Source organism: Variovorax sp. RKNM96 (assembly GCF_017161115.1).
Taxonomy (GTDB): domain Bacteria; phylum Pseudomonadota; class Gammaproteobacteria; order Burkholderiales; family Burkholderiaceae_C; genus Variovorax.
In genome coordinates this window covers 3,895,783-3,919,716 of sequence record NZ_CP046508.1, presented here as the reverse complement: position 1 = coordinate 3,919,716, position 23,934 = coordinate 3,895,783, and the positions used below count along the sequence as shown (strand labels likewise).

27 protein-coding genes are annotated in these 23,934 nt (G+C 67.2%); 22 read left to right on the top strand and 5 right to left on the bottom strand.

Annotated elements, in window-relative coordinates; genetic code table 11:
* The first annotated feature begins 3 nt into the window (after positions 1-3).
* From GNX71_RS17990 to GNX71_RS17980, 3 genes are read left to right on the top strand one after another with little or no spacing between them, the layout of a single operon-like run.
* Entirely contained in the window at positions 4-717 is a 714-nt protein-coding gene (locus tag GNX71_RS17990) for an amino acid ABC transporter permease (protein ID WP_206173582.1), read from the top strand.
* On the top strand, positions 714-1,445 hold the full coding sequence (locus GNX71_RS17985; protein WP_206173581.1) for an amino acid ABC transporter permease: 732 nt from the start codon (positions 714-716) through the stop codon (positions 1,443-1,445). Before GNX71_RS17990 ends, GNX71_RS17985 begins: the two co-directional genes overlap by 4 nt.
* 59 nt (positions 1,446-1,504) lie before the next feature.
* Positions 1,505-2,062, top strand: a complete 558-nt coding sequence (locus tag GNX71_RS17980; protein ID WP_206173580.1) for an NAD(P)H-dependent oxidoreductase — start codon at positions 1,505-1,507, stop codon at positions 2,060-2,062.
* An 80-nt stretch (positions 2,063-2,142) separates the two neighbouring features.
* Here GNX71_RS17980 and GNX71_RS17975 read toward each other — a convergent pair whose 3' ends face one another.
* Positions 2,143-2,790 carry an NAD(P)H-dependent oxidoreductase gene (locus GNX71_RS17975; RefSeq protein ID WP_206173579.1) on the bottom strand — a complete coding sequence of 216 codons (648 nt, stop codon included), beginning with the start codon at positions 2,788-2,790 and terminating at the stop codon, positions 2,143-2,145.
* Between the two features lie 132 nt (positions 2,791-2,922).
* On the opposite strand from GNX71_RS17975, the gene GNX71_RS17970 reads away from it, so the two are divergent.
* The 11 genes from GNX71_RS17970 to GNX71_RS17920 all read left to right on the top strand — a co-directional run bounded on the left by GNX71_RS17970 (position 2,923) and on the right by GNX71_RS17920 (position 14,375).
* Positions 2,923-3,891, top strand: coding sequence for a LysR family transcriptional regulator (locus GNX71_RS17970; RefSeq protein WP_206173578.1), 969 nt, complete (start codon positions 2,923-2,925; stop codon positions 3,889-3,891).
* A gap of 77 nt (positions 3,892-3,968) precedes the next feature.
* Positions 3,969-4,610, top strand: a complete 642-nt coding sequence (locus GNX71_RS17965; RefSeq protein WP_206173577.1) for a peroxiredoxin — start codon at positions 3,969-3,971, stop codon at positions 4,608-4,610.
* A 22-nt stretch (positions 4,611-4,632) separates the two neighbouring features.
* Positions 4,633-5,208: an alpha/beta hydrolase gene (locus tag GNX71_RS17960; RefSeq protein ID WP_206173576.1), complete on the top strand. Its 576-nt coding sequence runs from the start codon at positions 4,633-4,635 to the stop codon at positions 5,206-5,208.
* Positions 5,205-6,221 (top strand): sulfate ABC transporter substrate-binding protein, encoded by a 1,017-nt coding sequence (locus GNX71_RS17955; RefSeq protein ID WP_206173575.1) that lies wholly within the window; start codon positions 5,205-5,207, stop codon positions 6,219-6,221. Before GNX71_RS17960 ends, GNX71_RS17955 begins: the two co-directional genes overlap by 4 nt.
* Positions 6,222-7,109 (top strand): sulfate ABC transporter permease subunit CysT, encoded by an 888-nt coding sequence (gene cysT, locus GNX71_RS17950; RefSeq protein WP_206173574.1) that lies wholly within the window; start codon positions 6,222-6,224, stop codon positions 7,107-7,109.
* Position 7,110: 1 nt separating this feature from the next.
* Positions 7,111-8,013, top strand: a complete 903-nt coding sequence (gene cysW, locus GNX71_RS17945) for a sulfate ABC transporter permease subunit CysW (RefSeq protein ID WP_206173573.1) — start codon at positions 7,111-7,113, stop codon at positions 8,011-8,013.
* A gap of 15 nt (positions 8,014-8,028) precedes the next feature.
* Positions 8,029-9,126: a sulfate ABC transporter ATP-binding protein gene (locus GNX71_RS17940; RefSeq protein WP_206173572.1), complete on the top strand. Its 1,098-nt coding sequence runs from the start codon at positions 8,029-8,031 to the stop codon at positions 9,124-9,126.
* Positions 9,123-9,626, top strand: a complete 504-nt coding sequence (locus GNX71_RS17935) for a disulfide bond formation protein B (RefSeq protein WP_206173571.1) — start codon at positions 9,123-9,125, stop codon at positions 9,624-9,626. Before GNX71_RS17940 ends, GNX71_RS17935 begins: the two co-directional genes overlap by 4 nt.
* Before the next feature lie 201 nt (positions 9,627-9,827).
* The gene (gene macA / locus GNX71_RS17930; RefSeq protein ID WP_206173570.1) at positions 9,828-10,991 is read left to right on the top strand and encodes a macrolide transporter subunit MacA; all 1,164 of its coding nucleotides are present in this window, start codon (positions 9,828-9,830) and stop codon (positions 10,989-10,991) included.
* Positions 10,988-12,970, top strand: a complete 1,983-nt coding sequence (macB, locus tag GNX71_RS17925; RefSeq protein WP_206173569.1) for a macrolide ABC transporter ATP-binding protein/permease MacB — start codon at positions 10,988-10,990, stop codon at positions 12,968-12,970. The genes macA and macB overlap by 4 nt, the downstream gene beginning before the upstream one ends.
* Complete coding sequence (locus tag GNX71_RS17920) at positions 12,963-14,375, top strand: efflux transporter outer membrane subunit (protein ID WP_206173568.1); 1,413 nt, start codon at positions 12,963-12,965, stop codon at positions 14,373-14,375. Before macB ends, GNX71_RS17920 begins: the two co-directional genes overlap by 8 nt.
* Here the strand turns inward: GNX71_RS17920 and GNX71_RS17915 are convergent.
* Genes GNX71_RS17915 through GNX71_RS17900 form a run of 4 tightly spaced genes read right to left on the bottom strand, consistent with a single transcriptional unit; the run spans position 14,366 to position 17,779 of the window.
* Positions 14,366-15,142 (bottom strand): glycosyltransferase family 2 protein, encoded by a 777-nt coding sequence (locus tag GNX71_RS17915; protein ID WP_206173567.1) that lies wholly within the window; start codon positions 15,140-15,142, stop codon positions 14,366-14,368. The two genes, GNX71_RS17920 and GNX71_RS17915, sit on opposite strands and share 10 nt — an antisense overlap.
* Positions 15,109-15,909, bottom strand: coding sequence for a lysophospholipid acyltransferase family protein (locus tag GNX71_RS17910; RefSeq protein ID WP_241026970.1), 801 nt, complete (start codon positions 15,907-15,909; stop codon positions 15,109-15,111). Before GNX71_RS17910 ends, GNX71_RS17915 begins: the two co-directional genes overlap by 34 nt.
* Positions 15,910-15,953: 44 nt before the next feature.
* Positions 15,954-16,988 (bottom strand): Rid family hydrolase, encoded by a 1,035-nt coding sequence (locus GNX71_RS17905; RefSeq protein ID WP_206179542.1) that lies wholly within the window; start codon positions 16,986-16,988, stop codon positions 15,954-15,956.
* A gap of 2 nt (positions 16,989-16,990) precedes the next feature.
* A complete protein-coding gene (locus GNX71_RS17900) occupies positions 16,991-17,779 on the bottom strand; it encodes a class I SAM-dependent methyltransferase (RefSeq protein WP_206173566.1) in 789 nt (262 codons plus the stop codon).
* A 117-nt stretch (positions 17,780-17,896) separates the two neighbouring features.
* On the opposite strand from GNX71_RS17900, the gene GNX71_RS17895 reads away from it, so the two are divergent.
* Genes GNX71_RS17895 through GNX71_RS17860 form a run of 8 tightly spaced genes read left to right on the top strand, consistent with a single transcriptional unit; the run spans position 17,897 to position 23,933 of the window.
* Positions 17,897-18,622, top strand: a complete 726-nt coding sequence (locus GNX71_RS17895) for a YebC/PmpR family DNA-binding transcriptional regulator (protein WP_206173565.1) — start codon at positions 17,897-17,899, stop codon at positions 18,620-18,622.
* 46 nt (positions 18,623-18,668) lie between these two features.
* The gene (gene purD, locus GNX71_RS17890; RefSeq protein WP_206173564.1) at positions 18,669-19,967 is read left to right on the top strand and encodes a phosphoribosylamine--glycine ligase; all 1,299 of its coding nucleotides are present in this window, start codon (positions 18,669-18,671) and stop codon (positions 19,965-19,967) included.
* Positions 19,967-20,884, top strand: a complete 918-nt coding sequence (gene hemF, locus GNX71_RS17885; protein ID WP_206173563.1) for an oxygen-dependent coproporphyrinogen oxidase — start codon at positions 19,967-19,969, stop codon at positions 20,882-20,884. The genes purD and hemF overlap by 1 nt, the downstream gene beginning before the upstream one ends.
* Positions 20,881-21,510, top strand: coding sequence for a nicotinate (nicotinamide) nucleotide adenylyltransferase (nadD, locus tag GNX71_RS17880; protein WP_206173562.1), 630 nt, complete (start codon positions 20,881-20,883; stop codon positions 21,508-21,510). Before hemF ends, nadD begins: the two co-directional genes overlap by 4 nt.
* Positions 21,510-22,187 carry a ribosome silencing factor gene (rsfS, locus tag GNX71_RS17875; protein WP_206173561.1) on the top strand — a complete coding sequence of 226 codons (678 nt, stop codon included), beginning with the start codon at positions 21,510-21,512 and terminating at the stop codon, positions 22,185-22,187. Before nadD ends, rsfS begins: the two co-directional genes overlap by 1 nt.
* A complete protein-coding gene (gene rlmH / locus GNX71_RS17870) occupies positions 22,184-22,651 on the top strand; it encodes a 23S rRNA (pseudouridine(1915)-N(3))-methyltransferase RlmH (protein ID WP_206173560.1) in 468 nt (155 codons plus the stop codon). Before rsfS ends, rlmH begins: the two co-directional genes overlap by 4 nt.
* A complete protein-coding gene (locus GNX71_RS17865) occupies positions 22,648-23,328 on the top strand; it encodes a phytanoyl-CoA dioxygenase family protein (RefSeq protein ID WP_206173559.1) in 681 nt (226 codons plus the stop codon). Before rlmH ends, GNX71_RS17865 begins: the two co-directional genes overlap by 4 nt.
* 2 nt (positions 23,329-23,330) lie before the next feature.
* A complete protein-coding gene (locus tag GNX71_RS17860; RefSeq protein WP_206173558.1) occupies positions 23,331-23,933 on the top strand; it encodes a Maf family nucleotide pyrophosphatase in 603 nt (200 codons plus the stop codon).
* The last annotated feature ends 1 nt before the right edge of the window (position 23,934 follow it).

Genomic DNA, 23,934 nt, shown 5'->3' with positions numbered 1-23,934 from the left:
GCCTTGATCGACCAGTTGCGGGAGCACTTGCTCGCGCCTCGCTACATCGGCTGGCTGCTCGACGGCTGGCTCGCGACCCTGTGGGCCTCGCTGCTGGTGGCGGCGGGTGCCACCGTGCTCGGCGTCGTCATTGCCGCGGGCCGCTCGTCGAGCCGGCCCGCGTTGCTGCGCCTGACGGGCGCGTATGTCTCGCTGTTTCGCAACACGCCGCTCCTGGTGCAGCTTTTCTTCTGGTACTTCGGTGCGCCCAGCGTGCTGCCCGAGGCGGCGCGCGAGTGGCTGTATGCGGGGCACCTGCTCTCGTTCGAATTTCTCTCGGCCCTGGTCGGGCTCACGCTCTACGCCGCGGCCTATGTGGGCGAGGACATCCGCTCGGGCATCCGCGGCGTGCCTGTCGGCCAGACGCTCGCGGCCTCGGCGCTGGGCTTCACGCGCGCGCAGGTGCTGGCCCAGGTCGTGCTGCCGCAGGCGCTGCGCATCGCCTTGCCGCCGCTCCTCGGGCAATACATGAACATCGTGAAGAACACCTCGCTCGCGATGGCGGTGGGGCTGGTCGAACTCTCGTACGCCTCGCGGCAGGTGGAGGCCGAGACCTTCAAGACCTTCCAGGCTTTCGGCCTGGCGACGGCGCTCTACATCGTGACCATCGGCGCGATCGAGGTGCTGGCCGCGTGGGCGGCGCGGCGGCAGGCGTTCTCGCCGGGGCGCGCTGCATGACGGTGATCGAGACGCTGTGGGACAGCCTGCCGTACCTGCTGTGGGGGGCGTTTCCGCAAGGGCAGCTCGGTGGCGCCGCGCTCACGCTCCTGCTGAGCGCGGGCTCGGGCATCGCCTCGGCGGTGCTCGGCCTGGCGTGGGGCATCGGGCTTGCCACGGCCACGGGTGCCCTCAGGACCGGGCTCACGCTGGTGCTGGGGTTCTTTCGCGCGATCCCGGTGCTGATGCTGATCTTCTGGACCTACTTCCTGCTGCCGTTCGCGCTCGGCGTGAGCGTGCCGGGCGTGCTGTCGGTGATGTGCGCGCTGTCGCTCGTGGGCGGTGCGTATCTTGCGCATGCGGTGCACGCGGGCATCCGCGGCATCGGGGCGGGGCAGTGGGCCGCGGGCCTGTCGCTGGGCCTCACGCGATGGGGCACGCTGCGGTACATCGTGCTGCCGCAGGCGCTGCGGATGATGCTGCCGTCGTTCATCAACCAGTGGGTCACGCTGGTGAAGGACAGCTCGCTGGCCTACATCGTCGGCGTGGGCGAGCTGTCGTTCGTGGCCTCGCAGGTGAATGCGCGCACGATGGTCTATCCGGCGGAGATCTTCATGTTGGTGGGCGCGATCTACTGGCTGCTGTGCACCGGGCTGGACCGCCTGGCGAACCGGCTGGCGCGGCGCGCGCAGCGGGGGAGCCGGCAGCACAAGAGCTTTTCCGGAAAAGGTCATGGGCGATTCGCATAATCGCGTTCGTCTTTCGGACCTTCCCTCCAGACATTTCATCCACACCAAGGAGTTTTCCCATGGCCCAGACCCGGATCGCCGTCGTTGTCGGCAGTCTTCGCAAGGATTCGTTCAACCAGAAGCTCGCGCTCGCGCTGGCCCACCTCGCGCCTTCGGACTTCACCTTCGAGCACGTGCGCATCGACGACCTGCCGCTCTACAACCAGGACGACGACGGCAACCAGGCGCCCGCGGTGAAGCGCCTGAAGAGCGAAATCGCGGCCGCGCAGGGCCTCCTGTTCGTCACGCCCGAATACAACCGTTCGATCCCCGGCGTGCTGAAGAATGCCATCGACCACGCCTCGCGCCCCTACGGCCAGAGCGTCTGGGGCGGCAAGCCGGCCGGCGTGATCGGCATCTCGGTGGGCGCCATCGGCACCGCGCTGGCGCAGCAGCACCTGCGCAACATCCTGGCGTATCTCGACGTGCCCACGATGGGCGCCCCCGAGGTGTTCCTGCAGAACAAGGACGACCTGTTCGACGACAAGGGCCACGTCGGCAACGAAGGCTCGAAGAAATTCCTGCAGGGCTGGATGGACAAGTACGTGGCCTGGGTCAAGACCCATTCGGCTGCCTGACGGGTACGCAGATCCGGGCGATCGACGCCCATGAAAAAGCCGCCCCGAGGGGCGGCTTTGTTTTTGGCGCAAGCCGAGGCTCAGGCGACCTGCGCAACATCCTTCTGGTTCGCGGCTTCAGCCGTTGCCACCAGGATGTCCGAACGCGCAGCAGCCAGCGCGGTCGCCTTGGGCTCGTCGCCCATGGCCACGCCCTCGGCGCGCACGATGCGCACGTCGGTGATGCCGAAGAAGCCGAACACCACCTTGAGGTAGCTCTCCTGGTGCTCGGCGCCCTGGCCCCAGTCGCTGGTCGAGTAGACGCCGCCGCGGCTGGAAGCCACGATCACGGTCTTGCCGCCGGCCAGGCCCACGGGGCCGGTCTCGGTGTACTTGAAGGTGCGGCCGACCTGCCCGAGGCGGTCGATCCAGGCCTTGAGCTGCGTCGGAATCGAGAAGTTGTAGAGCGGGGCGCCGATGACGACCACGTCCGCGGCCAGGAACTGGCTCACCAGTTTTTCCGACAGCGCGTTCTCGCGTTGCTGGGCTTCGGTGGGTTCAGCCTGCGGGCCGGTCTTGATGGCCAGGGCGTCGGCGCCGAAGTGCGCGGGGGCGTCGACGGCGAGGTCGAGGTATTCGACCGTGGTGTCGGGGTGCGCGGCCTTCCAGGCGGCCACGGTCTCTGCCGTCAGCAGGCGGGAGGTCGAATAGGCACCGAGGATGCTGGAGTCGATGTGGAGCAGCTTCATATCAATCACTTTCGTGTGGATGGTGTCGGCGCTCAAAGGTGGCCGGCGTTGGGGTAATTCTATTTTTGGGTCGATTGATTGATAAGTAGCCAAAATTTGCATAGATCGTCCTGATTGCGGGACAATCAGCGCATGCAAGACCTCAACGACATGGTTTTTTTCGCTGAAGTGGCCGAGCGGGGCGGTTTCGCTGCCGCCAGCCGGGCGCTCGGCATTCCCAAGTCGCGGCTCTCCCGCCGCGTGGCGGAACTGGAGGAGCGCCTGGGCGTTCAGCTGATGCAGCGCAGCACCCGGCGCCTGTCGCTCACGCCAGCGGGCGAGATCTACCTGCGGCACGCCGCCGCCATGCGCGACGCGGCGCAGGCCGCGGCCGAGTCGGTGGCGCAGGTACAGAACGAGCCGAGCGGGCTGGTGCGGCTGAGCGTTCCGATCACGATGGCGTACAGCGGGGTGGCCCAGTTGCTGCCGCTCTTCATGGAACGCTACCCGGCGGTGCGGGTCGACGTGCGGGTCATCAATCGCCCGGTGGACCTGATCGAAGAGGGCTTCGACATCGCGCTGCGCGTGCGGCCCGTGGTCGAGGAAAGCGCCACGCTGGTGGCCAAGGTCCTGGGCACCGGCCGCGGGGTGCTGGTGGCCAGCCCGGCGCTGATGGAGCGGCAAGGGCCGGTGGAGACGCCTGCCGACCTGGCGCGGCTGGACACCATGGCGATGTCGGTCAACGGCGAGGGCCGCGCCGAATGGCGGCTCTCGGGCCCGAAAGGCAAGGCCTACGTCCACACGCACACGCCGCGCTACGTGGCGGACGACATCGCCACGCTGCAGATCGCCGCGATCGCCGGCATCGGCGCCACGCTGCTGCCGGGCTACATGTGCGCGGACGACATCGAGGCCGGCCGGCTGGTGAAGGTGCTGTGCGACTGGGGACCGGAGGACGCCGTCGCGCACATGGTGTTTCCGCCGCGGCGCGCGCTGGTGCCGGCGGTGCGGCGCCTGATCGATTTCCTGTTCGAGCACCTGCAGGGCATCGAGGGGGCGCCTTTGCTCAGGCCGGACGGGGAACCCTGCAATTCACACCCCGTTATGCGGAAAACGCCATAACCAAACAAGTAGATATTCGTTTGTCATCCTTGCCGGGGTTCGCACAATCCGAAGCTCCCATCCATCCAGGAGCGACCATGGCTACTCTGCGACTCGGCGACACCGCCCCCAATTTCACCCAGGACTCCAGCGAAGGCCCTCTCGACTTCTATCAGTGGGCTGGCGATTCATGGGTCGTGTTCTTCTCACATCCGGCCGATTTCACGCCCGTGTGCACCACCGAACTGGGCAAGACGGCGGCGCTGTCGGGCGAATTCGCCAAGCGCGGCGTCAAGCCCATCGCGCTGAGCGTCGATCCGGCCACCAAGCACAAGGAATGGATCGGCGACATCAACGAAACGCAGAACACCACCGTCAACTTCCCGATCATTGCGGATGCCGACCGCAAGGTGGCCGACCTGTACGACCTGATCCACCCGAACGCCTCGGCCACGGCCACCGTTCGCAGCGTGTTCATCATCGATCCGAAGAAGGTGATCCGCACCACCATCACCTACCCGGCATCGACCGGCCGCAACTTCGACGAAATCATCCGCGTGATCGACTCGCTGCAGCTCACCGACAGCCACAAGGTCGCCACCCCCGTGAACTGGAAGGACGGCGATGACGTGGTCATCATCCCCAGCATCCAGGACCCGGCCGAACTCGCCGAGCGCTTCCCCAAGGGCTTCAAGGCCGTGAAGCCTTACCTGCGCATCACGCCGCAGCCCAACAAGTAAGCGGCACAGGCGGCATTCGCAGATGCAGACGCGCGTCGTCATCGTGCCGGGCTGGAGGGATTCCGGGCCTGGCCATTGGCAGAGCCTGTGGGAAGAGCGCATTCCGGGCGCCGCGCGGGTGGTGCAGGACGACTGGGCCTCGCCCAAGCGCGACGCCTGGGTGCCGGCGCTTGCCAAGCTGGTGCTCGAGACGCCCGGCCCGGTGGTGATCGCGGCGCACAGCCTGGGCTGTATCGCCACCGCGCACCTGCCGCCCGAGGCCGCCGCCCGCATCCAGGGCGCGCTGCTGGTGGCCCCGGCCGACCCCGAGCGCCGCGCGGTGCTGTCCGACTTCGCGCCCGTGCCCTACGCCACGCTGCCGTACCGCAGCATCGTGGTGGCCAGCAGCAACGACCCCTACTGTCCCATCCGCCTGGCGGGTGCATATTCGCGGGCCTGGGGCAGCGAATTCGTGCGCATGCAGAATGCGGGCCATATCAACATCGATTCGGGGCACGGAGACTGGCCGCTCGGCCTGGCCTTGCTCCAATCCTTGACCGACGAGCCCGCCGCCTGGTCGGCGGGCCGTGATTTTTCAGAAACCTTGGCAACCACATGACTTCCAGAATCAAGACCTTCGTCGCCGTGCTCGCGCTGGCGTCCTCCGCACTCGCCGGCAGCAGCGCCTTTGCACAAGGCACCACGCTGCTGAACGCCTCGTACGACGTGGCCCGCGAGTTCTACAAGGACTACAACGCAGCGTTCGTGGCGCACTACAAGAAGGCCACCGGCAAGGACGTGAAGGTCGACCAGTCGCATGGCGGCTCCAGCGCGCAGGCGCGGTCGGTGGCCGACGGCCTCGATGCCGACGTGGTGACCATGAACACCTCGACCGACATCGATTTCCTGGCCAATGCCGGTGTGGTCGCCAAGGACTGGACCAAGAAATTCCCCGAGAACGCATCGCCGACCACCTCGACCATGCTGTTCCTCGTGCGCAACGGCAACCCCAAGGGCATCAAGGACTGGGACGACCTGGTCAAGCCCGGCATCCAGGTCGTGATCGTCAACCCCAAGACCGGCGGCAACGGCCGCTACGCCTACCTGGCGGCCTGGGGCTACATCAAGAAGAAGGGCGGCACCGATGCGCAGGCCGCCGAGTTCGTGGGCAAGCTCTTCAAGAACACGCCGGTGCTGGCACGCGGCGGCCGCGACGCCACCACCGCCTTCCTGCAACGCAACATCGGCGATGCGCTGATCACCTTCGAATCGGAAGTGGTCTCCATCGACCGCGAATTCGGCACCGGCAAGGTCGACTCGGTGTACCCGTCGATCAGCATCGTGGCCGAGAACCCGGTCGCCGTGGTCGAGCGCACCGTCGCCAAGAAGGGCACCGGCGAACTCGCCAAGGCCTACCTCGACTGGCTCTACTCCGAAGAAGCACAGGAAATCGCCGCCAAGCACGCGCTGCGTCCGCGCTCGCAGGCCGTGCTCAAGAAGTACGCCGCAACGTTCAAGCCGCTGCAGCTCTTCACGGTGCAGGAACTGTTCGGCAGCCTCGGCGAAGCACAGAAGGTGCACTTCAACGACGGCGGCCAGTTCGACAAGCTCTACACGCCCGGCGCGAAGTAAATGAGCGGCGCAGTCTCTTCGGCGCTCCCGTCCGCGGGAGCGCCTTTTTCGCGTGCCAACCGGGCAGGGGGCGCCAAGCGCGTGCTGCCGGGTTTTCACATCACGCTCGGCTTCTCCATCCTCTACCTCAGCCTGATCGTGCTGATCCCGCTGTCGGCGCTGGTCTTCCGGACCTTCACGCTGACCTGGGACCAGTTCTGGGTGGCCGTGACCGCGCCGCGCGTGATGGCCTCCTACCGCCTGACCTTCGGCGCCTCGCTGATCGCGGCGGTGGTGAATGCGGTGTTCGGCCTGCTGGTGGCCTGGGTGCTGGTGCGCTACAAGTTTCCTGGCAAGCGCATCGTCGATGCGCTGGTCGACCTGCCGTTCGCACTGCCGACGGCCGTGGCCGGCATCTCGCTCACGGCGCTGCTCGCGGGCAACGGCTGGATCGGGCAACTGCTCGAGCCGCACGGCATCAAGCTGGCCTTCACGCCGGCGGGCATCGTGATCGCGCTGATCTTCATCGGGCTGCCGTTCGTGGTGCGCACCGTGCAGCCGGTGCTGGAAGACGCCGAGAAGGAACTCGAAGAAGCCGCCACCTCGCTCGGCGCGACGCGGCTGCAGACCTTCACCAAGGTGATCTTTCCGTCGATTGCGCCGGCGCTGCTCACCGGCTTTGCCATGGCCTTCGCGCGTGCCATCGGCGAATACGGCTCGGTGATCTTCATCGCCGGCAACATGCCGATGATCTCGGAGATCACGCCGCTCATCATCATCGGCAAGCTGGAGCAGTACGACTACGCGGGCGCCACCGCGGTTGCGCTGGTGATGCTGGTCATTTCGTTCCTGCTGCTCCTGGTCATCAACGGCCTGCAAGCATGGCAACGCCGCAGGGCGGGGGCCTGACATGAGCGCACCTTCCAAAGTCATTCGCCGCGCGCAGGCCGGCACCACCGAAGCGGCCTGGGTCCGCTGGACGCTAATCGGCATTGCGCTCGCGTTCATGTTCCTCTTCCTCGTGCTGCCGCTGGCCGCCGTGGCGACCGAGGCGCTGCGCAAGGGCGCCTCGGCGTACTTCGAAGCACTGAAGGAGCCCGACGCCTGGAGCGCCATCCGCCTCACGCTGATCACGGCGGCCATCGCGGTGCCGTTGAACCTGGTGTTCGGCGTGGCGGCCGCCTGGGCGGTTGCCAAGTTCGAGTTCCGCGGCAAGGCCTTTCTCACCACGCTGATCGACCTGCCGTTCGCGGTGTCGCCGGTGGTGGCGGGCCTGATCTACGTGCTGGTGTTCGGTGCGCAGGGCTGGATCGGCCCGTGGCTGGCCGAGCACGACATCAAGATCATCTTCGCCGTGCCCGGCATCGTGCTGGCGACCGTGTTCGTGACCTTCCCCTTCATCGCGCGCGAACTGATCCCGCTGATGCAGGCGCAGGGCACCGACGAGGAGCAGGCGGCCATCGTGCTCGGCGCGACCGGCTGGCAGACCTTCTGGCGCGTGACGCTGCCCAACATCAAGTGGGGCCTGCTGTACGGCGTGATCCTCTGCAATGCGCGCGCCATGGGCGAGTTCGGCGCGGTGTCGGTGGTGTCGGGCCACATCCGCGGCCAGACCAACACCATGCCGCTGCATGTGGAAGTGCTCTACAACGAATACCAGTCGGTGGCTGCGTTCGCCGTGGCTTCGCTGCTGGCGATCCTGGCGCTGGTCACGCTGGTGATCAAGTCGGTGATCGAGTGGCGCCATGAGCGCGAGATGAAAGCCATCGCCGAACTGCCGCCCGAGCGTCCCCCGGAAGCCACGGCCGCCTGAGAGAAAGAAGAAATCATGAGCATCGAAATCCGCAACATCAGCAAGCAGTTCGGCGACTTCCGCGCGCTGCGCAACGTGAACCTCGACGTGGAGTCGGGCGAGCTCGTCGCGCTGCTCGGCCCCTCGGGCTGTGGCAAGACCACGCTGCTGCGCATCATCGCGGGGCTGGAGACGGCCGACACCGGCAGCATCCTGTTCTCGGGCGAGGACACCACCGACGTGCATGTGCGCGAACGCCAGGTGGGCTTCGTGTTCCAGCACTACGCGCTGTTCCGCCACATGACCGTGTTCGAGAACGTCGCCTTCGGCCCGCGCGTGAAGCCGCGCAAGGAGCGCCCGAGCGAAGCGCAGATCAAGGCCAAGGTGACCGACCTGCTCAAGCTGGTGCAGCTCGACTGGCTGGCCGACCGCTACCCGTCGCAGCTCTCGGGCGGCCAGCGCCAGCGCATTGCGCTCGCCCGCGCGCTCGCGGTGGAGCCCAAGGTGCTGTTGCTCGACGAGCCCTTCGGCGCGCTCGACGCCAAGGTGCGCAAGGAATTGCGCCGCTGGCTGCGCCGGCTGCACGACGAACTGCACGTCACCTCGATCTTCGTCACGCACGACCAGGAAGAGGCGCTCGAAGTGGCCGACCGCGTGGTGGTCATCAACAAGGGGCAGATCGAGCAGGTCGGCTCGCCGCAGGACGTGTGGGACAAGCCCGCGAGTCCTTTTGTCTACGGGTTCCTCGGCGACGTGAACCTGTTCCATGGCCGCGCCGACAACGGCCAGGTGCAGCTCGATGGCATGCGCCTCGACTCGCCCGAGCACAGCGGTGCGCGCGATGCCAAGGCCATGGCCTACGTTCGTCCCCATGACCTGGATGTGACACGCTACGTGTCGGGCGCCGCCGGCATCGTCGCTACGCTGTCGCGCGCTATCGTCGTCGGCCCGATCGCGCGGCTGGAACTTGAGCCCACCGAATCGAATCCAGATAATCCGGGCTCCGGAACCATCATCGAGGCGCAACTCCCTGCGCAACAGTTCCGTGACCTGGGCTTGAAGGAGGGCGACACCGTCGTCGCCAATCCGCGCAAGGCCAGGGTGTTCGTAGAAGAAGATTGGGTGTCTCCTTGATCGATTGGTACTTCGGCGCGCCGCGCCGCGCGCTCGGGCTGATCTGCCTGGCCTGTGTCCTCATGCTGGCCTTCGGGCTCTACCTGCAGCACGTGGTGGGGCTCGAGCCTTGCCCCATGTGCATCGTGCAACGGTATGCGCTGGTGCTGGTGGCCATCTTCACGGGGCTGGCCGCCATCTTCCGCAACCGCGCGCTGCAGGTGACGGGCGGGGTGCTGGCGCTGGTGTCGGCGGTGGGCGGCGCCTACACGGCGGCCTCGCAAAGCTGGCTGCAGTGGTATCCGCCCGAAGTCGTGTCCTGCGGGCGCGACCTCTACGGGATGATCGAGACCTTTCCGCTCAAGCGGGCGCTGCCGCTGATCTTCCGTGGCGGCGGCGACTGCTCCAAGGTCGACTGGACGCTGTTCGGCCTGACGCTGGCGAACTGGTCGTTCGTGGCGTTCGTGGTTCTCTCGCTGCTGTTGATCACGCTGCTCCTGCGCCGCCGCACCGCGCGCTGAGTTCTTTCTTCGCATCCGAAACGGCGCGGCTCGCTGCCCTGAAAAGGGGTCGCGAGCCGCGCCGTTTTTCATGCCGCCCCAACGGTAACAATGGAACGAAGTAGCCCTTCGAGGGAACTCCCTCTTTAGCTGGTCTTCAGAAAGCGGGGCTAGGATCGATCCGCTCCTTTCCCGCAGCGTGTTCCACTTTCACCTCCTTGCATGCCTAACACCCCCCCGCGGCGATCGCGCAAAGTCCTTCTCGGTATTGCAGCGCTCGTCGTCCTGGCCGTGATCGCTTTCTTCTGGCTGAGCCCGGCCAAGAAGACCGAATACCTCACCGCCACGGTGCAGCGCACCGACCTCGAGAACGCGGTGCTTGCCACCGGCGTGCTGCAGGCACTCAGGCAGGTGGAGGTGGGCGCGCAGGTCAGCGGCCAGCTCAAGTCGCTCAAGGTGGTGCTGGGCCAGACGGTGAAGAAGGGCGATTGGCTCGCCGAGATCGACCCAGTCATTTCGCAGAACACCTTCGCGCAGGAGCAGGCCAAGCTCGACAACCTGCAGGCGCAGAAGCTCGCGAAGGAAGTGCGGATCAAGCAGGCCCAGCTCACCTGGACCCGGCAGCAGGAAATGCTCGCGCAGGACGCGGCCGCGAAGCAGGACATGGAAAGCGCCGACGCCGAACTGCGCGCGCTGCGTGCCGACGGCGTCTCTCTGGAAGCGCAGATCCGCCAGCAGAGGCTGGCTCTGGCCTCCGCGCAGACCAACCTCTCGTACACCCGCATCGTCGCGCCCATCGACGGCGACGTGGTCTCCATCAGCACGCTCGAAGGCCAGACCGTGGTGGCTGCCTTCCAGGTGCCCACGCTGATGAAGCTGGCCGACCTGTCCACCATGACGGTGAAGGCGCAGGTCTCCGAGGCCGACGTGGTGCGTGTGAAGCCGGGGCAGCCGGTGTACTTCACCATCCTGGGCGACCCTGACAAGCGCTACTACGGCACGCTGCGCGCGGTGCAGCCGTCGCCCGAGAAGATCAACAACGCGGTGTTCTTCAATGCGCTGTTCGACGTGCCCAACCCCGACCGCACGCTGCGCGTCGACATGACGGCACAGGTGGCGATCATGCTCGGCGAGGCCAAGCAGGCGCTGACCGTGCCGCTCACCGCGCTCGGCGCGCGCGACAAGGACGGCCGCCAGGAAGTGCGCGTGCTCAAGCCCGACCACACCGTGGAAAAGCGCCAGGTGCGCGTGGGCATCAGCAACAACTTCCAGGCGCAGGTGCTCGAGGGGTTGAAGGAGGGCGACACCGTCATCACCGGCGATGCCTCGGCGCTCGACCCGGCGAGCAGCGGCGAAGGCGGCGGCAGCAGAGGAAAGCGCCAGTGAGCGAGCCGCTGCTGAAGCTGCGAGGCATCGGCCGCAGCTTTCCCTCGGGCGAGCAGGAAGTGCAGGTGCTGAAGGACGTGGACCTGGACATCGGCAACGGCGAGATGCTGGCCATCGTCGGCGCCTCGGGCTCGGGCAAGTCGACGCTGATGAACATCCTCGGCTGCCTCGACCGGCCCAGCAGCGGCACCTACACCGTCTCGGGGCAGGACGTGGGCACGCTCGACAGCGATGCGCTCGCCCAGCTGCGGCGCGAGCACTTCGGCTTCATCTTCCAGCGCTATCACCTGATGCAGCACCTGACGGCCACCGGCAACGTCGAAGTGCCCGCCGTGTATGCCGGCACCGAGGTCGCGGCGCGCGAGGCGCGGGCGCGGCAGCTGCTTGCGCGCCTGGGCCTCGAAGACCGGACCGAGCACCGGCCGAGCCAGCTCTCGGGCGGCCAGCAGCAGCGGGTGAGCATTGCGCGCGCGCTGATGAACGGCGGCCAGGTCATCCTGGCCGACGAACCGACCGGGGCGCTCGACAGCAAGAGCGGCCAGGAAGTCATCGGCATCCTGCGCGAACTCCATGCGCAGGGCCACACGATCATCATCGTGACGCACGACATGCAGGTGGCGAGTTGCACAGAACGGATCATCGAGATTGCGGACGGCGTGATCGTGGGCGACCGGCCGAATGTGCCGACCGTCGCGGCGCCTGCACAGGCGGTCGGCGCCGATGCGTCGACGCCGCCCGCGATGACCAGGCCCAAGCTCGGCATCGCGCGCTTCAGCACCGGCTGGGCCCGTTTCGCCGAGGCCTTCCGCATGGCCTGGCGCTCGATGATGGCGCACCGCATGCGCACCGCGCTCACCATGCTGGGCATCGTCATCGGCATCACCTCGGTGGTGTCGATCGTGGCCATCGGGGAGGGCGCCAAGCGCTTCGTGCTGTCGGACATCCGCGCCATCGGCACCAACACGCTGGACGTGTACCCGGGCCGCGACTTTGGCGACGACAAGGCGGCGAGCATCCGCACGTTGACGCCGCCCGATCTGCAGGCGATCGCGGCGCAGCCCTATGTGCACAGCGTGACGCCCGCCACCATGCGCAGCCTTCGCCTGCGCTACCGCAGCGCCGACGTCAACGGCAACGTGAACGGCGTGAGCGACGCTTTCTTTCGCGTGCGCGACGTTCAGATGGCGAGCGGCGCCGCGTTCACCGCCGAGGATGTGCGCCACCAGTCGCAGGTGGTGGTGATCGACCAGAACACGCGGCGCAAGCTCTTTCCCGATGGCACCGAGCCGGTCGGCAAGGTCATCCTGGTGGGCAACCTGCCGTGCACCGTGATCGGCGTGGCGCAGGAAAAGAAGAGCATGTTCGGCGAGAACAAGTCGCTCAACATCTGGCTGCCCTACAGCACCGGCGCGAGCCGCCTGTTCGGGCAGCAGCACTTCGACGGCATCACGGTGCGCATCCGCGACGACCAGCCGACCAAGGCGGCCGAGGACAGCATCGTGCGGCTGCTCACGATGCGCCACGGCACCAAGGATTTCTTCACCTTCAACATGGACAGCATCGTGAAGACGGCCGAGCGCACGAGCCAGTCGCTCACATTGCTGCTCTCGCTGATCGCGGTGATCTCGCTGGTGGTGGGCGGCATCGGGGTGATGAACATCATGCTGGTGTCGGTGACCGAGCGCACCCGCGAAATCGGCATTCGCATGGCGGTGGGCGCGCGGCAGAGCGATGTGCTGCAGCAGTTCCTGACCGAGGCGGTGCTCGTGTGCCTCGTGGGCGGGTTCATCGGCGTGGTGCTGTCGTACGGCATCAGCTTTCTGTTTTCGTTGTTCGTGACGCAATGGCAAATGATCTTTTCGATGGGGGCCGTGGTGTCGGCATTTCTTTGCGCGTCGCTGATCGGCGTGCTGTTCGGCTACCTGCCGGCGCGCAATGCGGCGCGGCTCGATCCGATCGAGGCGCTTGCACGTGAGTAAGCCGAGTATTGCCCTGGGTGTGCTCACCGTGGCGTTGGTGCTGGGGGGCTGCACGCTGTTCCAGCCCGAACGGCGTGAGCAACGGCCGCTGGAAGTGCCAGGGGCGTGGCAGCAGCCGCAGCCCGGCACGCCGAGCGCGGCCGCGGCATTCCCGGCGCGCTGGTGGAGTGCTTTCAACGATCCGCAACTCGATGCGCTGATCGACGACGCGCTGCGCACCAACAACAACCTCGCCGCGGCCGGCATCCGCGTGCAGCGCGCGCAACTGCTGGCGGGGCTGGCGAACACCAACCTCACGCCCAGCGTGGTGGGGCAGGCCAGCACCGGTCGCAGCTATGACCTCAAGCGCGGCGGCGTGGCCGGGTCGAATTCGTCGTCGGTCATCACGTTGAGCTACGAACTCGACCTGTGGGGCCGGCTGGCGGCGCAGCGCAGCGTGGCCGATTGGGAACTGAAAGCCACCGAGTCGGACCGGCAGGCCACCGCGCTTTCGCTGGTGGGCACCACAGCGGGGCTGTACTGGCAAGTGGGTTACCTCAACCAGCGGATCGCATTGAGCGAGGCGGGGATGGAGGACGCGCGCCGCATCCTTGCGTTGGTGCGTGCCAAGTACAAGGCCGGCGCCGTGTCGGGGCTCGATGTCGCGCAGGCGGGCCAGAACCTCGCGAGCCAGGAAGCGGCGCACACGCAACTGCTGCAGCAGCGCGTCGAGGCGCGCAATGCGCTGGCGATCCTGTTCGACCGGCCGCCGGAAACCGCGGCGCAGGAGCCATCGCAACTGCCGGACATCGCGCTGCCCGCGATCGACGCCGGCCTGCCCGCGATCGACGCCGGCCTGCCCGCCAGCCTGCTGGGCCGCCGGCCCGACCTGCACGCCGCGGAGCAACGCCTGCGCGGATCGCTGGCCAATGTCGATGCGACGCGGACCGGCTTCTATCCGGCACTGAGCCTGACCGGCTCGCTCGGCACGTCGAGCACTGCGCTGGGCGAGCTGCTGAAGAACCCTGTCGCCACGCTGGGTGCCGGACTGGCGCTGCCTTTCCTGCAATGGAACACCGCGCGATTGACCGTGGCCGTCTCGCAGACGCAGTACGAAGAGGCCGCGCTCGGGTTCCGGCAGTCGCTCTACACGGCGCTGTCGGAGGTGGAGAACACCTTGTCGTCGCGAACCCAGTTGCGTGACGAGAACGAAAAGCTGGTCGTGGCGCTGCAGCAGGCGCAGCGCGCGGAAACCTTGTCGGAGGTGCGCTACCGCGCCGGTGCGACCGCGTTGCAGCCGGTGCTCGATGCCAAGGACAGGCGCCGTTCCGCGGAGGTGTCGCTGGCCCTCAATCGGCTGAACCAGCTCAATGCGACGATGACGCTCTACAAGGCGCTGGGCGGCGCGGCGGCCGGTCAGTCCTGAAAGGGCGGCGCTCCGCGCAGCTTGCGGAAAACCAAACCGGGCAGCCGCAAGACGAATTCGATCATCAACCGCGCGTGCATCCAGGTCAGCAGCACGTTGTCGCGCCCATAGCGGAAGTGCGAAACCCCGCCTTCCTCGGCCGTCAGGTACTTCACCGGCGCATCGATGTTCACGGGTTTGACGCCGCGCCACGCCAGTCGCACGACGGCTTCGGTGTCGAAGTCGAAGCGGCGCATCCATGGCTGGCGCGCCATCACGGCGATCAGGTCGGCGACCGGGTACACGCGGAAGCCGTAGAGCGAATCCCCGATCCCCGCGAACAGCGTCTCCAGCTGCGTCCACCCGTTCGACACGCGCCGCCCGCGCACCCGCAACAGCGGCGCACTGGCGTCGAACACAGGCCGGCCCAGCACCATCGTTTCGGGCCGGGCCAGCGAGGCCTGCATGAAGGAGGGGATCAGGTCCGCCGGATGCTGCCCGTCGGAATCCATCGTCAGCGCATGCGTGAAGCCGGCGTCCTTCGCAGCGCGCAGCCCGTGCAGCACGGCCGCGCCCTTGCCCTGGTTCTGCGGCAGCACCCACACGCGCAAGCCCGGATCGCCGGCCGCCATTTGCTGCAGGCGCTCGCCGGTACCGTCGTCGCTGCCGTCGACGACCACCCACACCGGGTTCCACTGCGCCCGCGCGCCCTCGACCGTCGAGAACAGGCGCTCGCCCGCGTTGTAGCTGGGGATCAGGACAAGGTGTGTGCGCGAGGCGTCTGGCATTCGGGGGACGCGTCGGTTGCGCGCTGCTCCATGTTTTGGCGGAAGTATTGTTCGAGATCAGCCTGCAGGATGTCGCTGTCGGGCGTGGGCGAGAAGCGCTGGCCCAGCCGCAGGGTGAAGACGATCGGCAGCGGCGGCACGCGCCACAGCGGCCAGCCCTTGCTGAGATAGGGCGAATCGGTGTCGATGAACACCGTCTGGATCGGCGCCTGCGCGAGCTTGGCGATCAGCGTCACGCCGGGGCGAAACGCGTTGAGCGGCGGTGTCACGGTGCGCGTGCCCTCGGGAAAGATCACCAGCTGGCCGCCGCTGCGCAGGTCGTTCACCGCCAGCCGCACCATCATCCGTGCCGATTCGTTGCTGATGTAGCGCGCCAGTCGCGCGCCCGCGCCGAGGAAAATGTTGCGCAGCAGGTCCGCCTTCATGATGCAGGCGCTGCGCGGCAGGCGCGCCACCAGCAAGAGCGCATCGAGCATCGTCGGATGGTTGGCCACGAAGATCACGCCGGGCTCGTTGCGCATCGGGTCCAGGCACGCGGCGTCGATGCGCATCATGCCGGTCACGGAGGCGAGCCACCAGAACATGCGGTAGGCGAAGGCGATCGTCATTCGCCCCAGCGTGCGGGCAGGGCCCACCGGCATCACCGGATAGAGCAGCATCGCGACGAAATTCCAGACCAGCGAGATCAGGCCGAGGAACAGCAGCAGCGTGTAGAGCATCAGTGCGAGCGGGATCGCCCAGAGAATGCGCAGCACGCGGGTCATCATGGAGGAATGAATGGTCGGCCCCGGTCGATCGGTCGAGCCGCGGCTCAGGCCTGCAGCCGACCGGCTGCGACCGTGTGGGCCTCGATCTCGACCAGCAGATCGCTGCGGCAGATGTCGGCTTCCAGGTACACCGCGTGACGCGCCATCGGGGCGTCGGCGCCCAGCACGCTTTCGATCACGCCGCGCACCGCCTCGATGTCCGAAGGGTGGCGCACGTACACCACGCAATCGAGCGCGGCCAGCGAGAAGGTCGCCGTGGCGCGCTCGTTGGCGGCGGCGATCACGGCGGCCAGGTTGCGCAGCGTTTCGCGTGCCTGCTCCTGCACGTCGCCGTGGTGCTGCGTCTCGTGACCGACGATGCTCGCGGTGCCGGAGATGAACAGCGCGATGTTGCCGTCGCCGATGTCCGAGAGCGCCGCGCGCGAGAAGGTCGGCGAGCGCGGCCCGTAGGTTTCGGGATAGCGGTAGGCCGAGACCTGCCGCGGGTTCTCGACCGGCAGCGGCGCGGCCTGGCCCGCAAGAAAGCGGATCGACAGCATGCCCTGGTGAATGCCCAGCGCACAGGCCGCCGGCGCGCCCTCGAACGCAGCGCGACCGGCCTCGAAGAAGGCCTCCTGCCGGCCGAGGTTGAACTGGCGGTAGCGCTCGAGCCCGCCGCCGTCGGCGTTGATCTGCGGCAGGTAGTTCCAGATGCGCTGCAGGTGGGGCATTCCGGCCTGCTCGAGCGTCTTGAAGAGATCGCGGTAGGCGCGGTGCGCGAGTTCGGCCAAGCCCTGCTTCTCGGTGGCTTCGTCGAGGTCGATGGCGCCGAGCAGCCAGTGCCCGTCGGTGCGCCAGCGCGCGATGCCGGTGGTGCCCGACTCGATGTGCGTGCCCGTCACCTGCCACACGTCAGCCATGGCGCCGTGCGACGACAGCACGCGCGCATTGACGGTCGGCATCCATGCCACGCTGTGTGGCGTGCCGTAGCCGAGGGCGGCGAAGGGCGCCTTGCCGTCGGTGGCCAGCGCCAGGCTGTCCGCCAGCGATAGGCGCTCGACGCGCAGATGGGAAGAAGAGATGTCGTCCTGAACTCGCACTGTCAAGCGGCCTCAGCGGCCCGTTCTGGTTTGCGGGCGGTGTAGGAAGAGAAGACACCCAGGCTCGGATAGCGGCGGACTTCGGTGAAGCCCGCATCGCCCAGCGCCTGCATCACCCGCTCGGGCGGAATGCAGGCCTCGATGGTGTCCCAGTAGTAGCGCCACAGCTCGGAGGTGTTGCGCTGGCGCCCGACCATGCGGGCGATCAGCGGCACCACGGCGCGCATGTAGCCCTTGAGCAGCGCCGTCGCGATGCGGCCCTCGGGCTTGGTGATTTCGAGGACGATCACGCGCCCGCCCGGCCGCAGCACGCGATGGAATTCGCTGAAGGCGGCGGCCACGTCGCTGATGTGGCGCATGGCGTAGCCCATGCTCACGAAGTCGCAGCTGGCGTCGGGACGGGGAAGCGCTTCGGCCACGCCCGTCAGCAGTTCGACGCCGGGCAGCTTGACCTGTTCCATCATGCCGGCGCTCGGGTCGACGCCGGTGAGTTTTCCGGTGGGGCCGATGATCTTGAGCGCTTCGCGCGCCACGAGGCCGGTGCCGATGCCCACGTCGAGCACCTCCGCGCCTGCGGCAAGGCCGGCTTGCTGCAGTGCAGCGCGACGGTACGAGGGGCCAGTGCCGAAGGCCAGAACCGCCTCGATGCGGTCGTAGTCCGCCGCGGTGCTGTCGAAGATACGGCGAAGGAACGCCTGGTGCTCTACCTCATTGTTGTAATACAGCGGAAGGGGCGCGTGGGGCGCGAGGGTGTCGGGATTCCCGGTTCCGACGGTAGGCGATGGCGTCATCGAAAGATTATCGCCAAAAGCCCCGGCCCGAATTCCCGGGCGCCGGCGGGCGTTGTGTGCGCCGGACAGTAAACTCGGAGCTTGCTTTGAAAACACAAGACAGCGAGATAGAAAGCCATGGCCGGACACAGCAAATGGGCGAACATTCAGCACCGGAAGGGCCGCCAGGACGAGAAGCGCGGCAAGCTCTGGACCCGCGCCATCCGTGAAATCACCGTGGCCGCCCGCGCCGGTGGCGGCGACCTGAGCGCTAATCCGCGGCTGCGGCTGGCGGTCGAAAAGGCCAAGGCGGTCAACCTGCCGATCGACACGGTCAAGCGCAACATCGACAAGGCCACCGGCAACCTCGAAGGCGTCAACTACGAGGAAATTCGTTACGAGGGGTACGGCATCGGCGGCGCGGCGATCATCGTCGACACCATGACCGACAACCGCGTGCGCACCGTGGCCGAAGTGCGCCACGCCTTCTCCAAGCACGGCGGGAACATGGGCACCGAAGGCTCTGTGGCCTTCCAGTTCAAGCACTGCGGCCAGATCATCTTCGCCCCCGGCACCAATGAAGACAAGGTGATGGAAGTGGCGCTCGAGGCGGGTGCCGAAGACGTGGTCACCGACGACGACGGCGCCATCGAAGTGATCACCGCCGTCGGCGACTTCGAAGCCGTGAAAAACGCGCTCGAAGCGGCCGGCCTCGCACCCGACGCCGCCGAAGTCACCATGCGCGCCGAGAACCCGATCGAGGTCGCGGGCGAAGACGCTGCCAAGATGCAGAAGCTGCTCGACGTGCTGGAAGACCTGGACGACGTGCAGGCCGTCTATCACAACGCCTCGCTCTCCGAATGAGCGAACGAATGAACATTGATCCGCAGCAAATGAAGAAGGCCCACGAATGAAGGTACTGGTTATTGGGGGAGGGGGCCGTGAACACGCCTTGGCATGGCGCCTGGCGCAGGCCAGCCGCGTGAGCCGCGTCTACGTGGCGCCGGGCAACGGCGGCACCGTGAGCGACGAGCGCTACGACTGCATCGACATCACCGAGCCCGCCGCACTGCGCGAGTGGGCCACCAAGGAAAAGATCTCGCTGACCGTGGTCGGCCCCGAGGCGCCGCTCGCTGCGGGCGTGGTCGATGAATTTCGCGCGCATGGGCTGCGCATCTTCGGCCCGACGCAGGCGGCTGCGCAGCTGGAGAGCTCCAAGGCGTTCTCCAAGGCGTTCATGAAGCGCCACAAGATCCCGACGGCCGAATACGAAGCCTTCACTGACGCCGCTGCAGCGCATGCCTACATCGACGCCAAGGGCGCGCCGATCGTTGTCAAGGCCGATGGCCTGGCGGCCGGCAAGGGCGTGGTCGTTGCCATGACGGCCGAAGAAGCGCATGAGGCCGTCGACTTCATGCTGGTCGACAACAAGTTCGGCGTGTCGCACAACGACGGCGGCGCGCGCGTGGTCATCGAGGAATTCCTGCAGGGCGAAGAAGCCAGTTTCATCGTGCTGTGCGACGGCAAGAACGTCACCGCGCTCGCCACCAGCCAGGACCACAAGCGCCTGCTCGACGGCGACGAAGGTCCCAACACCGGTGGCATGGGCGCGTATTCGCCAGCACCCGTGGTCACGGCCGAGGTGCATGCACGCGCGATGCGCGAGATCATCCTGCCGACCATCCGCGGCATGGAAAAGGACGGCATCCCTTACACCGGCTTCCTTTATGCCGGCCTGATGATCGACGCCTCCGGCCATCCGAAGACGCTCGAATTCAATTGCCGCATGGGCGACCCCGAGACGCAGCCGATCATGATGCGGCTGAAGTCCGACCTGTTCGAAGTGTTCTGGCACGCCACCGACGGCACGCTCGACCAGGTCGAGCTGCAATGGGACCGGCGTGTCGCGCTCGGCGTGGTGATGGCGGCGCACGGTTATCCGCTCTCGCCGCGCAAGGGCGACCGCATCACCGGTATTCCCGCCGAGGCGCCAGACGCCGTGGTGTTCCATGCCGGAACGACCATGCAGGACGGCGAACTCAAGACCAGCGGCGGCCGCGTGCTCTGCGTGACCGTGCTGGCCGACAGCGTGAAGCTCGCGCAGCAGCGCGCCTACGAGGTCGCAGCGCGCGTGCGGTTCGACGGCGCGCAATACCGCAAGGACATCGGATTCCGCGCAGTGCATGCGCGCAACGCCCCCCAAGCCTGATGCAGCAGACGAACCCCGCGGCAGTCGGCAGCCACCTGCGCGGACTGCAGCAGTCGATCATCGCGGCGGTCGAGAAGGCCGACGGTGGCACCTGCCTGCACGATGCCTGGCACAAGGCGCCGGGCGAGCAGTTGCAGGGCAATGGCCTGACCTGCATCCTCGAAGGCGGAGCGCTGTTCGAGCGCGCAGGCTGCGGCTTCTCGCAGGTGCGCGGGCCCAAGCTGCCGCCTTCGGCCACGCAGAACCGGCCTGAACTCGCAGGTGCGCCGTTCGAGGCGATGGGCGTGTCGCTGGTGTTCCATCCGCGCAATCCGTACGTGCCGATCGTCCACATGAACGTGCGCATGCTGGCCGCGCTGCCCGAGGGCGGCGAGCCGGTCTGCTGGTTCGGCGGCGGCATGGACTTGACGCCGTGCTACGGCTTCGAGGAAGACGCGGTGCACTTCCACACTGTGTGCCGCGATGCGCTCGCGCCCTTCGGCGACGACAAGTACCCGCGCTTCAAGACCTGGTGCGACGAGTATTTCTTCCTCAAGCACCGCAACGAGCAGCGCGGCATCGGCGGCATCTTCTTCGACGATTTCGCCGAGGGCGGTTTCGAAAACGGCTTCTCGCTGATCCGCTCGGTCGGCGATGCCTTCTTGCCGGCCTACCTGCCGCTGGTCGAGCGCCGCCGCCACACGCACTACGACGAACGCGAGCGTGAATTCCAGCTGTACCGGCGCGGCCGCTACGTCGAGTTCAATCTCGTGTGGGACCGCGGCACGCATTTCGGACTGCAGTCGGGCGGACGCACCGAATCGATCCTGCTGTCGATGCCACCGCTCGCAAGCTGGGCCTACCGCCAGCAGCCCGAACCCGGCAGCCCCGAAGCCGCGCTGTACAGCGACTTCCTCCCGCGGCGCGACTGGTTGTGAATTCTTCCGGCAAGGCCCCGCGCATCGGCGTTTTCGGCGGCGCTTTCGATCCGCCGCACAACGCCCATGTCGCACTGGCCGAAGCCGCGCTGGCGCAACTCGACCTGGCCGAGCTTCATGTCATTCCGACGGGGCAGGCTTGGCACAAGAGCCGCACGCTCACGTCGAAGGAAGACCGCCTCGCGATGACGCGATTGGCCTTCGGCGACTTGAAGGGCAAGGTCGTCATCGACAGCCGCGAAGTGTTGCGCGACGGCCCGACCTACACACTGGACACCCTGCACGAACTGCAGAAAGAGCAGCCTGGCGCCCAACTGGTTCTGATCATGGGCGCCGACCAGGCGAGCGCGTTGCCGAGCTGGCACGGCTGGCAGGCTATACTCGGCATTGCTATCGTTTCTGTAGCGTATCGCGCACTATCGACGGGCGGCATTGCCCGTTTTGATCCGAACATGCTGCCCAACCTCCCGGCTGGCGCGCGTTTCGAGGCGCTAGAACTGCCTGCCATGGACACCAGCGCCACCGAGATTCGGCGGCGCGCTGCACTGGGCGTGGACATTTCCTCGCTGGTTCCGCCCACGGTTGCACGCTATATTGACCAACACCACCTCTACCGCTCTGCCTGATGACCACTGAAGCCGCCGCCAAGAAAGACACCCAGAAACTCCAGCGAGCCATCATCGATGGTCTCGAAGACGTCAAGGCGCAGGACATCCAGGTATTCGACACAGAGCATCTATCGCCGCTGTTCGAGCGCGTGATCGTCGCGTCGGGCACCTCGAACCGCCAGACCAAGGCGCTCGCCGCCAGCGTGCGCGACGCGGTGCGCGAAGCCGGCTTCGGCAAGCCGCGCATCGAGGGCGAGGACAACGGCGAGTGGATCATCGTGGACTGCGGCGCGGCCGTGGCGCACATCATGCAGCCCGCCATCCGCCAGTACTACCACCTCGAAGAGATCTGGGGCGACAAGCCGGTGCGCGCCAAGCTCGGCGGCGCCAAGCCTGCCGCCAGCACCTCGTCGAGCACGGAAGACGCGGGCGAGAAGAAGAAAAAGCCCGCCGCCAAGGAGCCGTCGCTGCGCCGCGCAAGCGCTGCCAAGACCGCGGTCAAGGCCGCCGAGCAGGAAGCCAGGGAAGAGAAGGCCCGTCGCTCGCCCGCAAGAAAAACGGCTGCGAAGAAGGCACCCGCCAAGAAGACCTCGACCACCGCGCGCACGCCGGTCAAGGTCATCGGCAAGCCCGCCGCAAAGAAGCCAGCGGCAAAGAAGGCGCCTGCCAAGAAGGCGCCAGCCCGCCGCGCATGAAGCTGCTGGTGGTCGCCGTCGGGCAGCGCATGCCCGACTGGGCGCAGACTGCCTGGGACGACTACGCCAAGCGCTTCCCGCCCGAGCTCAAGCTCGAGTTGCGCGCCGTCAAGACCGAACCCCGCGGCTCCAAGTCATTGGAGATGCTCTACGCCGCCGAACGCGAACGCATCGAGGGTGCCATCGCTCGCGGCATGCGCATCGTGGCGCTCGATGAGCGCGGCACCGCACTCACCACCAAGGCGCTCGCGGCGCGCTTGCAGGCCTGGCAAGGCGAGGGCGACGACGTGGCCCTCGTCATCGGCGGACCCGACGGCCTCGACCCTGCCTTCAAGGCCGCGGCGCATGAACGCATCCGCCTCTCGGACCTGACCCTGCCGCATGCGATGGCGCGGGTGCTGCTGGTCGAGCAGCTGTACCGGGCGTGGTCGGTCAACGCAGGCCATCCATACCACCGGGAATGACCGGGCCGGTCGCCTTGCTCGAAGAGGCGGGCTACGCGCTTCTGCCCGCGTTGCTGCAGACCAGGTATCTGGAGGAGGTTGCAGGGTCGCTCGAGCCGTGGCTACAGGGCGCGGTCGGAAGCAGGAGCCTGCTGACGCAGCCGCAATGCCGTGACATGGCGGCGCTGCTCAAGGCCCGGCTCGTCGAAGCCGGCCTGCTGGACGCCGCATCGGTGGCCGTGCAGTGCACCCTGTTCGACAAGACCGCCGACAGGAACTGGCTGGTCGCACTGCACCAGGACACATCGATTCCTGCGTCGGCGAGCCCGCCCGACGCGGCGCTGCCGGTTTCCATCAAGGAAGGCGAGCGCTACGTTCGGCCGCCGGTCGAAGTGCTGGAATCATTGCTCGCTGTGCGTGTGCATCTGGACGACTGCGGTGTCGATGCAGGGCCGCTGCGCGTGGTGCCAGGCAGCCACCGTGTGGGCCGGCTTGGCGACGCAGAAGCACGAGCCCTGCGCGATCTTCACGGTGAAGTGACCTGTGCCGCCGCACGCGGCGATGCCCTCGCCATGCGTCCGTTGCTGCTGCACGCTTCTTCTCGCGCCCGGACTCCCGTCCGCCGGCGCGTTCTTCACTTTCTGTTCGGACCTGCGCGTCTGCCGCATGGACTGGTCTGGAACTTCACGGAGCCTTGAACTTGCCCGACTTCATCTACCTCGCGTCGCAAAGCCCACGCCGCGCCCAACTGCTCGGCCAACTCGGCGTTCGCCATGAGCTGCTGCTGGCCACTCCCGACGAAGACGCCGAGTCGCTCGAAGTCGTGTGGCCCAACGAGTCGCCGACGGCGTATGTGCAACGCGTGACAGCCCTCAAGCTCGATGCCGCTGTCGCACGACGCAAGCGCCTCGGCCTGGCCGACGCGCCCGTGCTCTGCGCCGACACCACGGTCGCACTCGGCCGCACCATCCTCGGCAAACCCGAAGACGCGCGCGACGCCGAGCGCATGCTCGCGCTCCTGTCCGGCAGCACCCACCGCGTGCTGACCGCAGTGGCGCTGCAGCACGGCCGTCGCCGCCATGCGGCACTCAGTGTGTCGCGCGTGCGCTTCGCCACCATCACGAAGAAGCAGATCGCCGGCTATGCCGCCAGCGGCGAGCCGCTCGGCAAGGCCGGGGCCTATGCGATTCAGGGCGCGGCCGCCGCCTTCATCGAGCACATCAGCGGGTCCTATTCGGGCATCATGGGACTCCCGATGTTCGAGACCGCGCAATTGCTTCGCAGCGCTGGTTTCAATACTTAAG

Coding starts and splice junctions, on each gene's coding strand:
- GNX71_RS17985 (WP_206173581.1), top strand. CDS start 714: ATGACGGTGATCGAGACGCTGTGGGACAGCCTGCCGTACCTGCTGTGG.
- GNX71_RS17980 (WP_206173580.1), top strand. CDS start 1,505: ATGGCCCAGACCCGGATCGCCGTCGTTGTCGGCAGTCTTCGCAAGGAT.
- GNX71_RS17975 (WP_206173579.1), bottom strand. CDS start 2,790: ATGAAGCTGCTCCACATCGACTCCAGCATCCTCGGTGCCTATTCGACC.
- GNX71_RS17970 (WP_206173578.1), top strand. CDS start 2,923: ATGCAAGACCTCAACGACATGGTTTTTTTCGCTGAAGTGGCCGAGCGG.
- GNX71_RS17965 (WP_206173577.1), top strand. CDS start 3,969: ATGGCTACTCTGCGACTCGGCGACACCGCCCCCAATTTCACCCAGGAC.
- GNX71_RS17960 (WP_206173576.1), top strand. CDS start 4,633: ATGCAGACGCGCGTCGTCATCGTGCCGGGCTGGAGGGATTCCGGGCCT.
- GNX71_RS17955 (WP_206173575.1), top strand. CDS start 5,205: ATGACTTCCAGAATCAAGACCTTCGTCGCCGTGCTCGCGCTGGCGTCC.
- cysT (WP_206173574.1), top strand. CDS start 6,222: ATGAGCGGCGCAGTCTCTTCGGCGCTCCCGTCCGCGGGAGCGCCTTTT.
- cysW (WP_206173573.1), top strand. CDS start 7,111: ATGAGCGCACCTTCCAAAGTCATTCGCCGCGCGCAGGCCGGCACCACC.
- GNX71_RS17940 (WP_206173572.1), top strand. CDS start 8,029: ATGAGCATCGAAATCCGCAACATCAGCAAGCAGTTCGGCGACTTCCGC.
- macA (WP_206173570.1), top strand. CDS start 9,828: ATGCCTAACACCCCCCCGCGGCGATCGCGCAAAGTCCTTCTCGGTATT.
- GNX71_RS17915 (WP_206173567.1), bottom strand. CDS start 15,142: ATGCCAGACGCCTCGCGCACACACCTTGTCCTGATCCCCAGCTACAAC.
- GNX71_RS17910 (WP_241026970.1), bottom strand. CDS start 15,909: ATGATGACCCGCGTGCTGCGCATTCTCTGGGCGATCCCGCTCGCACTG.
- GNX71_RS17900 (WP_206173566.1), bottom strand. CDS start 17,779: ATGACGCCATCGCCTACCGTCGGAACCGGGAATCCCGACACCCTCGCG.
- GNX71_RS17895 (WP_206173565.1), top strand. CDS start 17,897: ATGGCCGGACACAGCAAATGGGCGAACATTCAGCACCGGAAGGGCCGC.
- purD (WP_206173564.1), top strand. CDS start 18,669: ATGAAGGTACTGGTTATTGGGGGAGGGGGCCGTGAACACGCCTTGGCA.
- hemF (WP_206173563.1), top strand. CDS start 19,967: ATGCAGCAGACGAACCCCGCGGCAGTCGGCAGCCACCTGCGCGGACTG.
- rsfS (WP_206173561.1), top strand. CDS start 21,510: ATGACCACTGAAGCCGCCGCCAAGAAAGACACCCAGAAACTCCAGCGA.
- rlmH (WP_206173560.1), top strand. CDS start 22,184: ATGAAGCTGCTGGTGGTCGCCGTCGGGCAGCGCATGCCCGACTGGGCG.
- GNX71_RS17865 (WP_206173559.1), top strand. CDS start 22,648: ATGACCGGGCCGGTCGCCTTGCTCGAAGAGGCGGGCTACGCGCTTCTG.